Here is a 13,719-nt window from a genome sequence, read left to right on the forward strand (position 1 = left end):
CAGAGTGGGGCCGCTGCGCGACCCAGCGGGAGTAAACTCCCTCGCCACAGGTTTCATTCAGCTAACGATTTTTGAGTAAAAAAATGCCGCTCATATGAGCGGCATTTTTTATTGGGACATTTACTTATTCTGAAGCTACGGCATTTTTTGCCAGGATCGCATTGGCCAGTTCCATGTCCGTGGCCTGGAGGCCAGGGTTGTCGGCCCGGACTTTTTGCATGGCGGCTTCCAGGTACGGGCCGCGGATGCCGCCGTCGCTGGCGACGAAGCTGCCAGCATCGTCCTGGGCTGCAATGATCAGCTTGTGATCCTTGAACGTCAGGTAGGTCGAGCCGGTGGTGGCACCGGACGAGAGAACGTTACGCCAAAAGCTGTCAGCCATCGCTGAACCGACTGGAAGGGACAACAACGCGATGGTAGCGACAGCAAGTTTGAGACGCATGATGGGTGACTCCACAGGATTAACTACGGCGTTGGATTGCCATTTAGGCAATCGAGTTCCATAGCGGCCTATTACTCCGGTTCGACCAGCAAAATGGCGCCTTGCTGGCCGATCACCCGAACACGGCTGCCGAGAGCGGCGTCTGCCCCGCTGGCCATCCACACGCCATCGGCGACCTTGATCTTGCCGCGTCCGTCGACAATCGCCTCATGCACCACAAAGGTTTTACCGATCAGTTCCTGACCCCGCAGATTCAGATTTGGCTGATCACTCTGGCGCACTGCGCTGCGCTGGCGGTGCCACCAATACAGTGCCGTGGCGATCGAGAGCAGCCCAAACAGCAAAAACTGCATTTCCCAGGTCATCCCCGGCAATAGAAAGGTCAGTACACCGACTGCGGCTGCGGCCATGCCGATCCACAGCAGGTAGCCACCCGCGCCGAACACTTCAAGAATCAGCAGCAACGTGCCTAATGCCAGCCAGTCCCAGAACGATAGATGTTGCAGGAATGCCCACATAGCGCGCCTCAGGCTTTCTTGTTGTCGAACGTGGCCTTGACGATTTCGCCGATGCCGCCGACTGCGCCGATCATCGAGCTGGCCTCGAGTGGCATCAGGATCACTTTGCTGTTGTTGGCCGAGGCCAGTTTACCCAGCGCATCGATGTACTTCTGAGCGACGAAATAGTTGACCGCTTGCACGTTCCCACCGGCGATGGCTTCCGAAACGACTTTAGTGGCCTGGGCTTCGGCTTCGGCTTGACGTTCGCGGGCTTCGGCTTCGAGGAATGCGGCCTGACGACCCCCTTCGGCTTCCAGGATCTGCGCCTGCTTCTTGCCTTCTGCAGTCAGGATCGCCGCGGCGCGCAGGCCTTCGGCTTCAAGAATCTGCGCACGCTTGATTCGTTCAGCTTTCATCTGCCCCGACATTGCCGCCATCAGGTCCGCAGGTGGACTGATGTCCTTGATCTCGATCCGGGTGATCTTGATGCCCCACGGCGCAGTGGCTTCATCGACGGTGCGCAGCAGCTTTTCATTAATGCCATCACGTTGGCTGAGCATCGCGTCCAGTTCCATGGAACCCAGCACGGTACGGATGTTGGTTTGCAGCAGGTTGCGAATCGCGTGTTCGAGGTTGTTCACCTCGTAGGCGGCTTGGGCGGTGTTGACCACCTGAAAGAAGCACACCGCATCGATTTGCACCGTGGCATTGTCGGCGGTGATGACTTCCTGGGGCGGGATATCCAGCACGCTTTCCATCACGTTGATCTTGCGACCGATGCGGTCCATGACCGGGATGATGATGTTCAGGCCGGGTTTGAGGGTGTTGGTGTAACGGCCGAAACGCTCGACCGTCCATTGATAACCCTGGGGCACGACCTTGAAACCCATGAACAGAATGGCGACCACCAGGCCGACAAAAAGTAAAAGCACGCTACCGATCTGCATAACGATTCCCTGTTGAGTGAAGCAACGAAATTACGATCGCAGAAGTGTAGCGGTGCCGGGTCGGGATAAGTACCGTAAGTCGGCCGTTGCATCATCAAGCGACAAAGGATTTATTTTTGCTCGCTCTGCGGGGTGACTCGAAGCACTTCCTCGATGGTCGTCAAGCCTGCTGCCACCTTCTGCGCGCCCGACAGTCGCAAGCTGCGCATCCCTTCCTTGAAGGCCTGGCGCCGAATGGCCAGCAAATCTGTGTCGGGGTTGATGAGGGCTTTGACGCCGTCGGTCAATTGCATGATTTCATACACCCCGGCACGCCCGCGGTAACCGGTGTCGCGACATTCGAGGCAGCCGATGGCGCGCTGCGCATTCCCCGGTAACGGCGCCTGCCAGGGTTTGGTCAAGGTCTGCCAGTCTTCTTCACTGAGGGTCAGCGGTGCCTTGCAGTGCGAGCACAGGGTTCGTACCAGGCGCTGGGCCATGACGCCAAGCACCGTGGCTTTGATCAGGTAGTGCGGCACACCGAGTTCAAGCAGGCGGCTGATGGCGCTGGGTGCATCGTTGGTGTGCAGCGTCGACAGCACCAGGTGGCCGGTGAGGGCGGCCTGGATCGCCATTTCTGCGGTTTCGAGGTCGCGGATCTCGCCGATCATGATGATGTCCGGGTCTTGCCGCATCAGCGCACGAACACCGGCGGCGAAGGTCAGGTCGATATTGTGTTGGACCTGCATCTGGTTGAACGCCGGCTCGACCATTTCAATCGGGTCCTCGATGGTGCAGAGGTTGACCTCGGGCGTCGCCAGTTTCTTGAGGGTGGTGTAGAGCGTCGTGGTCTTGCCGGAACCGGTCGGACCGGTCACGAGGATGATGCCGTTGGGCTGGCGGGTCATGTCCTGCCAGCGGCGCAAGTCCTCGGCGGAAAACCCCAGCTGGTCGAAATCCTTGAGCAGCACTTCGGGGTCGAAGATCCGCATGACCATCTTTTCGCCGAACGCCGTCGGCAACGTCGACAAGCGCAGTTCGACTTCGCCGCCGTCCGGCGTCTTCGTCTTCACTCGCCCGTCCTGGGGTTTGCGTTTTTCCGCAACGTTCATCCGCCCGAGGCTTTTCAGCCGGCTGACGATCGCCATGGTCACCTGCGGCGGGAATTGATAGACGTTGTGCAGTACGCCGTCGATGCGGAAACGTACCGTGCCTTGCTCGCGCCGGGGTTCGATGTGGATATCGCTGGCGCGCTGCTGGAAAGCGTACTGGAACAGCCAGTCGACGATGTTGACGATGTGCGCGTCATTGGCATCCGGTTCTTGATCGCTGGCACCGAGATTGAGCAACTGTTCGAAGTTGCCCAGGGTGTTTGACTGTGCATCGCCTGTGCTCGCGCCGCTGACTGATTTGGCCAGGCGGAAAAACTCCACGCTGAAGCGCTGGATGTCGACCGGGTTGGCGACAACACGCTTGATCGGCAGCTTCAGCACGTGAGTCAGATCGGCTTCCCAACCATTGACGTACGGCTGGGCGCTGGCCACGGTCACGGCGTCGCGGTCGATGGAAACCGCAAGGATCTTGTGGCGTTGGGCGAAGGCATAGGACATCAGCGGTGTAATGGCCGCGACATTGATTTTCAGCGGGTCGATGCGCAGGTAAGGCTGGCCGGCCTGCTGCGACAACCAAAGTGTCAGGCCTTCCAGATCGAGGTGCTTGCCGGGACGGCTGAGATCGTCGAGGTGTTGGCTGGCGATGAATTCCAATGGATGCAGTTGACCATTGGCAGCATGGCGACGTCGGGCATTGAGCGCGTGCTCGGCCGAGTCCTGGCTGATAAAGCCTTGGGCGACCAGTTCGCGCAGCAAATCATTGAGATCCAGCCAGCGGTCCTGAATGGCGAGTTGAACGGACATGCGGGCTCCTCATGAACAACAGTGCGCAAAGGATAGTCGCGCTGCCGCCGACCGTTGGGCCACTACCCGACGAAGCCGTATCGAGTTCTTTCAACCTGTCGCTTGAGCCGGCGCTTCCCAGACTGAATCAGCCCTTTGCAGATCGACCGAACACACACTGATCAGGTTGCGTAATTTTTCCGCAATTACCTGGGCGCGATGCCAGCTGAGACCTTCCATGACGATGTCGATGGACAGCAGATCGTCGGTCCGCTGCACATTGACCTGTTCAGGCGTCAGAAACTGCAAGGCGAACAGATTCAGCGCGCGACACAGCAAATCCGGTTCGGCCTCGGCCAGCATTTGGTAGTGGACGCGGCAATGAGCGTTGCCGACGTTCCAGACATCGGCTCGAGCGCAAGGGGTGTTGACGGCTTCCAGATGCGGCATGTTATTTCTCCAAAATCACTGGGGAAATTTTTACATTCGAAGCGGGGCATTTCTTATCTATGATGGGGCTTATTTGAGAATGATTGAATCGAACAATTCAAGAACATAGTGAGATCAGGTTTTTTTATGCACAGCGATCTGGATGGGTACGACCGCAAGATTCTCGCGTTGCTGCAAGAAGACGCCTCCCTGTCGAGTGCGCAGATCGCCGAGCAGGTGGGGCTGTCGCAATCGCCGTGCTGGCGGCGGATACAGCGGATGAAGGAGGAGGGGATCATTCGGGGGCAGGTGACGCTGCTTGATCGAAAGAAGATCGGGCTGAACACGCAGATTTTTGCCGAGATCAAACTCAACGCCCATGGGCGTTCGAACTTCACTGAGTTCACTGAAGCGATTCGGGGCTTTCCCGAGGTGCTGGAATGTTATGTGCTAATGGGGTCGGTGGATTTTTTGCTGAGGATCGTCACGGCGGACATTGAAGCGTACGAGCGTTTCTTCTTCGAAAAACTATCGATGGTGCCGGGGATACAGGAGGTGAACTCGATTGTGGCGTTGTCGGAGATCAAGTCGACTACCAGCCTTCCAGTTTAAGACTGGCAGAGCACTTGTGTGGCGAGGGAGCTTGCTCCCGCTGGGCTGCGCAGCAGCCCCAAAATGATGGGAGCGCTGCGCACTCCAGCGGGAGCAAGCTCCCTCGCCACAAAGTATTACACCCGCAACAGCATTTTCCAGGCACGGTTCTGATACACCGCAATCGCCTGCTGCTTGCGCGCATCCAGCGATTCATCGGTAATCGGCTCGTTAGCCAGTTGCGCGAGTTTGTTCAGTTCACCGTACAGACGATCCATTTCCGGGATCTCCAGCACACCGCGGGCATGGTGCATCCAGGCCTGGATACGCTCGATGCGCGGGAGCTGTTCGGCCAGGTCTTCCGGTTGTTGCTGGTAGCGCTGCAACTGGAGGGAGGTTGCCTCTTCACCTAACAAGCGCGGCAGCCAGCTACCCAGTTGCGCAGCGCCCTGGCGATTGCCGCGAACATTGCGATCAGTCGTCCAGGTACGCGCAAGCAACCATCGCGACGTGTTCAGCGAGAACAAGCCCCAACGCGGATCTTCCAGTTCTTCGAGGAACTGCTCCGGAGCCGCTTTGCGCACGTCTTCGTCATCCTGACCGGCTTGTACCAGCGGACGCCAGTCTTCCAGCAAGGCATCCAGGGCCACGCGCAGATCGTGAGTCGACTGACGCGGAGCGGCTTGGCCCAGGCTGCTGAGCAACGCGCGCATTTCAGCGAGGTTCTCGACCCAGTCCTGCAGCAGTCGCCAATGACCATTGAAGCGATACTGCTCAGCCAGGCGCTGGCTGCTGCTCAGCAAATGCCAGCTCAGGGCGGCAAACGCGTCATCCAGCGGAGTTTCGGCAGTGATCTGCGGTGCTGGCAGGCTCAGCGAATAGCTGTTGGCATCGTACAAACGATAACCACGCTCGGCCTTGCTGATGTCACACGGCATCAGTGCCAGGGTGGCGGCCAGCTCGGCGGCCAGTTCCAGCAGGGCAGCCGGTTCGCCTTCGCGCAATTCAAGTTCCAGCTCGCAGATTTCTTCTTTCTGCTTGCCGACAACCACATGGCCCAGGTCCAGTGCGGCTTCGATGACCACTTTGGTCTTGCCACGGCCCCACGCAATCTCGGCGCGCTCGCGGACGAAATCGGTGGTGAAAATCGGCTTCAGGGTTTTCTTGTCCAGCTCGGCCAGTTCCTCGGGCCAGCATTCGCCGTCGAGTTTCTTCACGTCGAGCTTGGCTTTGGGCAGGTTCCAGTCGTACTCGTTGCGCTCGGACAGGCCGGCAACGCTTTGGCCGCGGGTCTTGAGCGTCTGAATCACTTCTTCGCCATCGCGGCGCAGGCGCAGGGCAACCTTGGCACGGGCCAGGTCGCGCTCAGGCGTGTCGAAGTACTGGTTCATCAGTTCACGGCGTTCCCAGCCACTTTTGTTGCGTTTTTTCAGTAGCGGGTGCTCGCGCAGAGCAGCGAGGGTTTCGCGGCTGACGCGGAGTTTGATTTCGGTTTCTTTCTGCATGGCCGGAAAATCCAGGATCGGGAGCGCAGCCGGGGGAATGTGTGGCTGCCAAGGCCGTGCAGTGTACAGGAGTGAGAGTTGGTACGTGCCGCGACGGTTTATTCCTGTCGCCGGATGGTTCTATGATGGATATCAATTCGGGAGTTGGAGTCAGCGATGCCTTTGCCGTCCATGAAAGATCAATTCGCCGCGTTGATCGCTGCACCGTCTGTCAGCTGCACCCAGCCCAGGCTCGATCAAACCAACCGCCCGGTGATCGATTTGCTCGCGACATGGCTGGGCGACCTGGGTTTCGCCTGCGACATTCAACAGGTCAGCCCCGGTAAATTCAATTTGCTCGCCAGTTTTGGCTCCGGCCCCGGTGGGTTGGTATTGGCCGGGCACAGTGACACCGTGCCGTACGACGAGGCGCTGTGGCAGACCGATCCGTTGAAGCTGACCGAAGTCGATGGCCGCTGGGTCGGACTTGGCAGTTGCGACATGAAAGGGTTTTTCGCTTTGGCCATCGAGGCGGTCCTGCCGTTGCTCGACCAGCCATTCAAGCAACCGCTGCTGATTCTTGCCACGTGTGATGAAGAAAGCTCGATGTCTGGCGCTCGCGCCCTGGCAGCAGCCGGACGCCCATTGGGTCGTGCCGCGGTTATTGGCGAGCCGACCGGGCTGAAGCCGATCCGGATGCACAAAGGCATCATGATGGAGCGCATCGATATCCTCGGCCAGAGCGGCCACTCCTCGGACCCGCGTCTGGGTCACAGTGCCCTTGAAGCCATGCACGATGCGATTGGCGAACTGCGTGGCCTGCGCCTGCTGTGGCAGCGTGAGTTCCGTAATCCGCAGTTTGGCGTGCCGACCCCGACGATGAATTTCGGCTGCATTCATGGCGGCGACAACCCGAACCGTATTTGCGGCCAATGTTCGCTGGAATTTGATCTGCGACCGCTGCCGGGCATGGACCCCAAAGCCCTGCGTGCTGAAATCCTGGCGAGGCTCAAACCGGTCGCCGAACGCCATCAGGTGAAGATCGACTACGCCCCGCTGTTCCCTGAAGTGCCGCCTTTTGAGCAGGACGAGGACGCCGAGTTGGTCCGGATTGCACAAAAGCTCACCGGTCATCAGGCCGAAGCAGTAGCGTTCGGCACCGAAGCGCCTTATCTTCAGCGCCTTGGCTGCGAAACATTGGTGCTGGGCCCAGGTGATATCGCCTGCGCACACCAGCCGGGGGAATACCTCGAAATGTCACGTTTGCAGCCTACGGTGCATCTATTACGTCAACTGATTGAACATTACTGCCTGACACCGGCCAAAACCACGGTGCCTGTGGCTTGAAATGCGAATCCATGTAGGAGCTGCCGCAGGCTGCGATCTTTTGATCTTGTTTTTAAGATCAGGATCAAAAGATCGCAGCCTGCGGCAGCTCCTACAGGGTTCGCCTTATAAATTGCCGGTCATCAAACCCGTATTCATGAGGAGAGCACGCGTGTCGCCAAGCCTGTTCCGACGATAACCACCAGCCCGCTGTGCGTTTTCAGTTTCGCCCATTTTTTGGCTGCTATTTATTACAGGCCCAGGTTCATGCCCGAATACGTTAATTGGCTCCGTCACGCTTCGCCTTACATCAATGCCCACCGCGATTGCACCTTTGTCGTCATGCTGCCCGGCGATGGCGTTGAACACCCCAACTTCGGCAACATCGTCCACGACCTGGTGCTGTTACACAGCCTGGGCGTGCGATTGGTGCTGGTCCACGGTTCCCGCCCACAGATCGAAACCCGCCTTGCCGCGCGTGGCCTGACGCCGCACTACCACCATGGGATGCGCATCACCGATGCCGCGACCCTTGAGTGTGTGATCGATGCCGTTGGTCAATTGCGCATCGCCATCGAGGCGCGGTTGTCCATGGACATGGCCTCATCGCCGATGCAGGGTTCACGTCTGCGGGTCGCCAGCGGGAATCTCGTCACGGCACGGCCGATCGGTGTACTGGAAGGCGTGGACTACCACCACACCGGCGAAGTGCGCCGGGTCGACCGCAAAGGCATCAATCGTCTGCTGGACGAGCGCTCCATCGTGCTGCTGTCGCCGCTGGGCTACTCGCCGACTGGCGAGATTTTCAACCTCGCTTGCGAAGACGTCGCGACGCGCGCGGCTATTGAGCTGGCCGCAGACAAGCTGCTGCTGTTCGGCGCCGATCTGGGCTTGATCGATGAAAACGGTCGTCTGGTGCGTGAATTGCGTCCACAACAAGTGCCGGCGCATCTGCAGCGTCTGGGCAGCAACTATCAGGCTGAGTTGCTCGATGCCGCCGCCGAGGCTTGCCGTGGCGGCGTGGCGCGCAGTCATATCGTCAGCTACGCCGAAGACGGTGCGCTGCTGACCGAACTGTTTACCCGGGACGGCGGCGGTACGCTGGTGGCCCAGGAGCAATTCGAGATCGTGCGCGAAGCGGCGATTGAAGACGTTGGCGGTTTGCTGGACCTGATCAGTCCGCTGGAAGAGCAGGGGATTCTGGTGCGTCGTTCCCGCGAGGTGCTGGAGCGCGAGATCGAGCAATTCAGCGTGGTCGAGCGCGAAGGCATGATCATCGCGTGCGCGGCGCTGTATCAGATTGCCGATTCGGATGCGGGAGAGTTGGCGTGTCTGGCGGTGAACCCGGAGTACCGTCATGGCGGTCGCGGTGATGAACTGCTGGAGCGCATCGAAACCCGTGCCCGGGACCAGGGACTGAAAACCTTGTTCGTTCTCACGACCCGGACCGCTCACTGGTTCCGTGAACGGGGCTTTGTGCCGAGCAGCGTAGAGCGCCTGCCATCGGCGCGGGCGTCGCTGTACAACTATCAGCGTAATTCGAAGATCTTCGAAAAAACCCTCTGACGATGACGCCCCCGTTGGAGCTGCCGCAGGCTGCGATCTCTTGATTTGTCTTTAAAGATCAAAAGATCGCAGCCTGCGGCAGCTCCTACAGGGGATTGCGTTTACTCCTGGACGTATTTCGAGCTGACATACGCTGAATAGTCCGGCAGTACCGTTTCAACCTTTCCTTGTTCCTTCAAAAACTTCGCCGTCTCGCCAATTGCCTTGGCTGTGCCGCCATCCAGCAGCGCAGTGGTTTGTTGAGCCTTGGCGTCCGGGAACGCCGAGCCGGCCAGCAACTCCGGAACGTCGGCGGCATTGGCACCGGTCAGTTTGGCGATTTTTTGTACAGGCACCGAGTCAGCCGTCCAGCTGTCTTTGTGCGCGGCATAATCAGCGAATGAGTCCAGGGTGACCTTGGCGAATTTCGCGATGACGTCAGGATGCTTCTCCGCGTAGTCCTTGCGTGCAACCCACACTTCGAAGGTCGGCGCGCCCCATTGGCCGACCTGTGCCGCATCCGTCAACGTCTTGCCGGTCTTGCGGATTTCACCCAAGGCCGGCGACCAGACGAACGCGCCGTCGATGTCACCCCGTTTCCAGGCGGCGGCGATTTCCGCGGGTTGCAGGTTCACCACTTTGACCTGCGATGTGTTCAGCCCCCAGTGTTTCAACGCGCCGAGCAAGCTGTAGTGGGATGTGGAAACGAATGGCGTGGCGATGGTCTTGCCGATCAAATCTTCTGGTTTGTTGATGCCGCTGCCGTTGCGTACGACCAACGCCTCAGCCGCATTGATCTGGGCAGAAACAATGAACGCCACAATCGGCAGGTTGCGCGAAGCAGCGGCCGCCAGCGGACTGGAGCCGAGGTTGCCGATCTGCACGTCACCGGACGCAATGGCGGTGACGACTTCAGGGCCGCTGTTGAAACGACGCCAGTCGATTTTCTGGCCGATGGTCTTCTCATAAACGCCATCCGCCTGAGGCACTTTGCTTGGGTCGATACCGGTCTGGTAGCCGACCGTGAGGTCCGCAGCCAAGGCGCTGAAAGAAAACAGCGTCGATACACAAACTGTAACAATTCGATTGGATAGTGCGCGCTTGATGGTCATGGCCGGTCTTCGATGAGAGGAAATACGGATTTCCGTTAAATCTAATCGATCTAAAAAAAAGCCAATAAATATCATTTAGGAATTAGCTTATAGGCTTGCTTTCACTGAGCCGCGCGCACTGCGCTCAATTCCTAAAAGATATAAAAAACCATCAGATGCTTCCTGTTGGATTTATGCACGACGCATCAATTAGCAGACACCGGATTTACGGGGATTAGACCATGGTCGTAGTCACATACGGTTACGATTGACTTGCAGGTCACGGTCTGGCGCTAATCGCAAATCCTAGGATCTCGGGCAATTGACCCAGGGCCAGGAATACAACAATTAGAAACGAGAGGAGCTTAAAAAATGAACAAGTCCACCTTGGCCCTGGCCGTGGCCGTAGGGGTAATGGCGCAGCAGGCAGGCGCCGCCGGTTTCATTGAGGACAGCAAGGCTTCCGTCAGTTCTCGCACCATGTATTACAACGCTGACACCCGCGAAGGCACTGCCAACGACCAGCGTGAAACTGCTCAGGGCTTCAAATTCGATTACCAGTCGGGTTTCACTCAAGGCTCGGTCGGCTTCGGCTTTGACGCTCAGGCATTGGTGGGCATCCATCTGGACGGTGGTCGCGGCCATCACCCGGATAACAACTCATTCTTCCCCAGTGACACTGACGGTTCGGCATCCGATCCGTGGAGTCGCGTAGCCGGTAACGTCAAGGCACGCATCTCGAAAACCGAGGCCCACCTCGGTGGCGCCCTGCAACCGAACATGCCGGTACTGATCGCGAACGACAGTCGTCTGCTGCCACAGACCTTCGAAGGCGGCACCATCACCTCGAAGGAAATCGACAACGTCACGTTCAACGTCGGCCAGCTTGAGCATGCGGCGGGTCGCGCGTCGTCGAATACCACTGGCCTGGCGGTGGCTGGTGGTACAGAAGAAAGCAACAAATTCCAGTACGGCGGTGCGGACTGGAAGGTCACCAAAGACCTGATGCTGCAGTACTACTATGCGAATCTGGAAGACTACTACAAGCAGCACTTCCTGGGTCTGGTACACGTCTACCCAATCAGCGCCAACCAGTCGTTCAAGACTGACCTGCGTTATTTCGACAGCAGCTCCGACGGCAAGAACGGTGATGCGGGTTACCGCTTCAACAATAACGGCGGTTACGCGAAGAACCCGGGCGAGGTGGATAACCAGACCTGGAGTGCCATGTTCACCTATACCCTGGGTCCGAACGCTTTCTTGCTGGGTCATCAGCGTGTCAGCGATGACGGTGGTTTCGTCTACCTGAACCAGGGCAACGTAGTCGACGGCAACGGTCGCAACGAAGGCGCCGGCGGTGCCAGCTTCTACTCGTTCACCGACGCTATGATCAACGGCTTCGTGCGTGCAGGCGAGAACACGACATTCGGCCAGTACACCTTTGACTTCGCTTCCCTGGGTGTTCCAGGCCTGAAGGCTTCGGCGGCTTATCTGCGTGGTGAGGACATCAAGGCCACCAACGGCGTTGGCAAAGACCAGACCGAGTGGGAACGTGACCTGCGGGTGGATTATGTGATCCAGACTGGCGCACTCAAAGGATTTGGTACTACCGTGCGTCACGGGACCTACCGCGGCGATACCAATATTTCCGCACAAGACCAGACTCGTCTGATCTTCAACTACACGTATAGCTTCCTGTAATCGAATACGGAAAAGCCCTGCCTCGCGGCGGGGTTTTTTTCGGCTTTTTTTTATTATTCCATTTTGATCTTGTTATGTAATTTATTATTCTTTTTAGCTTTTAGTGTAAACCCCTAAAGTGCATCCCTCCGGGGCCGATAGAGGGTGTCCTGACGCTATTAAATGCCATTCTTTAATTCCGAAATGGCATGAAAAAGAATGAAATAAATTATTATCCGTTTACCATGCGGGCCCATTTCCCTTGGGCGAACGCCCGAGCTAGACGCATCAGAGCGTTGACCTGTGTTTTTGCGGTTTGCGGTCACCGTGCACTTCAGGATTCAGAGCATTCGATTCTGGACCGAAAAAATTAGAACGAGAGGAGCGAAACAATGAACAAGTCGACCTTGGCCCTGGCCGTGGCCGTAGGGGTTGTGGCGCAGCACGCAGGCGCCGCTGGTTTCATCGAAGACAGCAAGGCCACCTTGGGGCTGCGTAACTTCTACATCAACACGGATAACCGTGACGGTACCGGCCCAAACAAAAACGAAGAGTGGGGCCAAGGCTTCGATCTGCGTTTCATCTCCGGTTACACCCAAGGTACTGTTGGCTTCGGTATTGATGCCATTGGCCTGCTGGGCGTCAAGCTGGATTCGGGTGGCGGCACTAACGGCGCGACAGCTACCTCTTACGGCGGCACTGTATTCCCAAGCAAGTCCAACGGCGAAGCGGTGGATAACTTCTCCAGCCTTGGCCTGACGGCCAAAGCCAAGATTTCTCAGACCGAACTGAAGCTGGGTACCTTGCAGCCGAAGAATCCGGTGATCGTGACCAACGACGGTCGTCTGTTGCCACAAACCTGGCAGGGCGGTCAGATTACGTCCGGCGAGATTAAGGACCTGACTCTGGTCGGTGGTCAGATCGAAGCGGTGAAAGGTCGTAACTCCAGCAACAATGAACAGCTAAGCATTGGCGGTGCCAACACTCGTGGCACGGCTTTCCGCGACAGCAACAAGTTCATCTACGCAGGTGGTGACTACAAAATCACGAAAGACCTGACCGCCCAGTATTACTACGGCAACCTGGAAGACTTCTATAAACAGCACTTCCTGGGTCTGGTTCACAACTGGGCAATCGGCCCGGGCGTACTGAAGTCTGATCTGCGCTACTTCAACAGCTCTGATGACGGTAAAAACGGTACCGATTCGGCTTACTACAGCACCGGCAACTACACCGGCTTCCGTAATGGCCGCGGTGAAGTCTCCAACAACCTGTACAGCGGCCTGTTCCTGTACACCGTTGCTGGCCACACCTTCGGTGGTGGTTATCAGGTCAGCAATGGCAGCAGCGACTTCCCTTGGCTGAACCAGGGCGACGGTTCGTCGAACTACACCATCACTGACATGCAGATCCAGAAGTTCGGCCGCGCCGGCGAGAAAACCTGGCAGGCACGCTACTCGTATGACTTCGCCAAAGTGGGCGTACCCGGTCTGACTGCTGGCGCCGTGTACCTCAAAGGTGACGATATCGACACAGTGGGTACCAATGGCCGCGAAAACGCCTCGGGTGCATCCGAGTGGGAACGCGACTTTACCCTGGCGTACGTAGTGCCTGAAGGCCCGCTGAAAAACGTTGGCTTCATGTGGAAAAACGCTACCTGGCGCACCGACCTGCCGAACACCCGTTCGCAGGATGAAAACCGTCTGATCCTCAGCTACTCGATCCCGCTGCTGTAACAGCGCTCGCGTAACTGACAAAAAAAGCCCCGCCCGGCATGACGCCGGGCGGGGCTTTTTGCGTTTTTCAAACG

Annotated in this window: 12 protein-coding genes; 5 read left to right on the forward strand and 7 right to left on the reverse strand. The window is 57.9% G+C overall.

Going from position 1 to position 13,719, the window contains the following annotated elements:
* Positions 1-124 precede the first annotated feature (124 nt).
* From GBC55_RS15995 to GBC55_RS16015, 5 genes are all read right to left on the reverse strand, one after another.
* The gene (locus GBC55_RS15995; protein ID WP_150712997.1) at positions 125-442 is read right to left on the reverse strand and encodes a DUF2388 domain-containing protein; all 318 of its coding nucleotides are present in this window, start codon (positions 440-442) and stop codon (positions 125-127) included.
* Positions 443-513: 71 nt separating this feature from the next.
* Positions 514-960, reverse strand: coding sequence for an NfeD family protein (locus GBC55_RS16000; protein WP_162438420.1), 447 nt, complete (start codon positions 958-960; stop codon positions 514-516).
* Between the two features lie 8 nt (positions 961-968).
* The gene (locus GBC55_RS16005; RefSeq protein WP_008150402.1) at positions 969-1,889 is read right to left on the reverse strand and encodes an SPFH domain-containing protein; all 921 of its coding nucleotides are present in this window, start codon (positions 1,887-1,889) and stop codon (positions 969-971) included.
* A 110-nt stretch (positions 1,890-1,999) separates the two neighbouring features.
* Positions 2,000-3,784, reverse strand: coding sequence for a GspE/PulE family protein (locus GBC55_RS16010; RefSeq protein WP_162438419.1), 1,785 nt, complete (start codon positions 3,782-3,784; stop codon positions 2,000-2,002).
* Between the two features lie 90 nt (positions 3,785-3,874).
* The gene (locus GBC55_RS16015) at positions 3,875-4,213 is read right to left on the reverse strand and encodes a hypothetical protein (protein WP_162438418.1); all 339 of its coding nucleotides are present in this window, start codon (positions 4,211-4,213) and stop codon (positions 3,875-3,877) included.
* 126 nt (positions 4,214-4,339) lie between these two features.
* Here GBC55_RS16015 and GBC55_RS16020 point away from each other — a divergent pair, with 126 nt between their 5' ends.
* Positions 4,340-4,804 carry an Lrp/AsnC family transcriptional regulator gene (locus tag GBC55_RS16020; protein ID WP_162438417.1) on the forward strand — a complete coding sequence of 155 codons (465 nt, stop codon included), beginning with the start codon at positions 4,340-4,342 and terminating at the stop codon, positions 4,802-4,804.
* A 116-nt stretch (positions 4,805-4,920) separates the two neighbouring features.
* Here GBC55_RS16020 and GBC55_RS16025 read toward each other — a convergent pair whose 3' ends face one another.
* Positions 4,921-6,288: a CYTH domain-containing protein gene (locus GBC55_RS16025; protein ID WP_162438416.1), complete on the reverse strand. Its 1,368-nt coding sequence runs from the start codon at positions 6,286-6,288 to the stop codon at positions 4,921-4,923.
* Between the two features lie 156 nt (positions 6,289-6,444).
* Between GBC55_RS16025 and argE the strand changes: the two genes are divergently transcribed.
* Together argE and argA are read left to right on the forward strand one after the other, a co-directional pair.
* Positions 6,445-7,614 carry an acetylornithine deacetylase gene (gene argE / locus GBC55_RS16030; protein WP_162438415.1) on the forward strand — a complete coding sequence of 390 codons (1,170 nt, stop codon included), beginning with the start codon at positions 6,445-6,447 and terminating at the stop codon, positions 7,612-7,614.
* 246 nt (positions 7,615-7,860) lie between these two features.
* On the forward strand, positions 7,861-9,159 hold the full coding sequence (gene argA / locus GBC55_RS16035; protein WP_162438414.1) for an amino-acid N-acetyltransferase: 1,299 nt from the start codon (positions 7,861-7,863) through the stop codon (positions 9,157-9,159).
* A 101-nt stretch (positions 9,160-9,260) separates the two neighbouring features.
* Here argA and tauA read toward each other — a convergent pair whose 3' ends face one another.
* On the reverse strand, positions 9,261-10,250 hold the full coding sequence (gene tauA, locus GBC55_RS16040) for a taurine ABC transporter substrate-binding protein (RefSeq protein ID WP_162438413.1): 990 nt from the start codon (positions 10,248-10,250) through the stop codon (positions 9,261-9,263).
* A gap of 351 nt (positions 10,251-10,601) precedes the next feature.
* Here tauA and GBC55_RS16045 point away from each other — a divergent pair, with 351 nt between their 5' ends.
* Positions 10,602-11,930: an OprD family porin gene (locus GBC55_RS16045; RefSeq protein ID WP_162438412.1), complete on the forward strand. Its 1,329-nt coding sequence runs from the start codon at positions 10,602-10,604 to the stop codon at positions 11,928-11,930.
* Positions 11,931-12,301: 371 nt separating this feature from the next.
* Complete coding sequence (locus GBC55_RS16050) at positions 12,302-13,645, forward strand: OprD family porin (RefSeq protein WP_162438411.1); 1,344 nt, start codon at positions 12,302-12,304, stop codon at positions 13,643-13,645.
* Positions 13,646-13,719: the final 74 nt, after the last annotated feature.

Origin of the sequence: Pseudomonas sp. TNT3, from assembly GCF_010095445.2 — a bacterium.
GTDB lineage: Bacteria > Pseudomonadota > Gammaproteobacteria > Pseudomonadales > Pseudomonadaceae > Aquipseudomonas.